1 protein-coding gene is annotated in these 1,215 nt (G+C 81.0%); it reads right to left on the bottom strand.

Annotated elements, in window-relative coordinates:
* Window positions 1-1,215, bottom strand: a 1,215-nt coding sequence (locus SZN_RS37135; protein ID WP_043735566.1) for an FtsK/SpoIIIE domain-containing protein, incomplete at both ends; no start/stop codon positions are given.

Genomic DNA, 1,215 nt, shown 5'->3' with positions numbered 1-1,215 from the left:
GCCAGATGCGTGGTGACGTGCGGTACGTCCGTGCAGACGCGCAGTCCCTCGCCGGCGCCCGCCGCGGTGCCGTCCCCGCCGTCGATCAGCACGATGCCCAGCCGGTCCGGGCGCTCGGCCGCGGCCAGCGAGGCGACGACCGCGCGCAGCAGCTCGGTGCGCCCGCTGCCGGGCGGCCCCTCGATCAGCAGATGCGGGCCCTCGGTGCCGAGGTCGGCGCCGACCGGTCCGCGCGCCCCGGCGCCGAGCACGGCGCAGGCCCGCCCGCCGACGCTGCGGGGATCGTCGGCGGCGTCCGCCCAGCGCGCCATCAGGGAGGCCGGGGTGGCGCGCGCCAGCCCCAGCTCGTCGAGCAGCCGGGCCGCCTGCGGCAGGGGCACCGACAGCCGCGTGTGCCGCTCCCCGGTGCCCGTCTCGGTGCGCAGCGGGGCCAGCGCCCGCGCGAAACGCTCCGCCCAGGCCGGCGAGACCGCGTCCACGGTCGCGACGGTGCCGTGCCCGACCGGGCCGTCGGGCACACGGTCGGGGCCGGGGTCCGCGCCCGTCGCGACGCCGCCCCGGGCCACGCGCAGCAGCCGCAGCGCCGTCGCCACGTCACCGCTGAGCAGCGCCACCGCCCCGCACTCCCGGAACGTCGGCGAGGCCGCGCACGCCGCCTCGTAGGTCTCCGTCACCGGGGACGCGGGCGAGGCCGCCGCCGTCTCGGCGAGGCACACGACGTGTATCCCGGCCCGCGGGCCCTCCAGCGCCAGCCGGGCCACCGCCTCGCGCACCTCGGGGCCGCCGGGGTCGCCGTCCACCACGACCACCGTGCGCGGGCCGGTGAAGCCGCCCGCCCCGCCGCCCCGTTCGCCCTCCGCCGTCCGGGAGGGGCGGCGGGCGGAGCGCTGGACGGGGACCGTGCCGTCCGCCCAGGGCCGCGGGGCGGGTGCCTGCGACAGGTCCGCCAGGCGCCGCAGCAGCTCCTCGGCGCGGGCCGCCGCCTGCTCGGGGTCGTAGGCCAGCAGCAGGCGGCAGTCCTGGCCGTGGCCCGGCCGGACGTGCGGCAGCCAGCCCAGCCACGCCCACTCCGCCGTGCGCTGCGCCACCGGCCGGGCGCGGTCGGCGCTGATCAGGACCAGCTCCAGGTCGTCCGGCGAGTGCAGCGCGGCCAGCTGCGCGAGCACCGCGCGGGTCAGCCCGGCCAGCCGCTCGCGCGGACCGGCGAGGCCCAGC

Origin of the sequence: Streptomyces zinciresistens K42 (assembly GCF_000225525.1) — a bacterium.
GTDB lineage: Bacteria > Actinomycetota > Actinomycetes > Streptomycetales > Streptomycetaceae > Streptomyces > Streptomyces zinciresistens.
This window is presented reverse-complemented; position numbering and strand designations above follow the sequence as displayed.